The organism is Methylosinus sp. Sm6, from assembly GCF_019802345.1.
GTDB lineage: Bacteria > Pseudomonadota > Alphaproteobacteria > Rhizobiales > Beijerinckiaceae > Methylosinus.
In genome coordinates this window covers 1-567 of sequence record NZ_JAINDZ010000151.1, presented here as the reverse complement: position 1 = coordinate 567, position 567 = coordinate 1, and the positions used below count along the sequence as shown (strand labels likewise).

Genomic DNA, 567 nt, shown 5'->3' with positions numbered 1-567 from the left:
AGAGGGGGGCGCCATTATCCCGGAATCCCCGGGCGCCATTATCCCGTTAAAGACGGGCGCCTTCGTCGGAATCGCCACGTGACTGTGAATTCGCGCAACAGACGCCCGACCACATCGCTCATGAACAACAGGGGAATCACGACGGCAATGAGCGAGAAGGCGAGCGAGACGATGGTGAAGCCGATCTCGCGCGCGCCGATGAGCGTGGCGGCGAGCGGCGTCTCGCCGCGTTCGGCGATCTCGAAAGCGCGCGGCGCCGGGGCGACGTCGCCGACATCGGTACCTCGTTTTTGCAACTCCGCGCGAATATGGGGCTGACGTCGCAGGCCGGTCGATCAGGCCTTTTGCGCTGCGAGCGCGCGCCGTTCCCGTTGCGGGATGCTGCGGCGCAGGCGCCGCCAGGCGAGCACGACCGCGGTCGTCGACAGAGCGAGGCCGAAGAACACCCACAGCGCCATCCAGCCGTTCCACAGCCATTGATTGCGGAACAGGCCGAAATCCCAATGGTGGACGGCGGAATAGAGCCAGCGATAGACGCGCCGGCTCGCATCGATCTTGGCCAGCAGG

Annotated in this window: 2 pseudogenes; both read right to left on the bottom strand. The window is 65.8% G+C overall.

Annotation, left to right across the window (positions count from 1 at the left end):
* Nucleotides 1-77: 77 nt before the first annotated feature.
* Nucleotides 78-233: pseudogene (locus tag K3F48_RS25100) on the bottom strand (efflux RND transporter permease subunit); the annotation flags it as partial.
* 102 nt (nt 234-335) lie between these two features.
* Nucleotides 336-567: pseudogene (locus K3F48_RS24010) on the bottom strand (hypothetical protein); the annotation flags it as partial.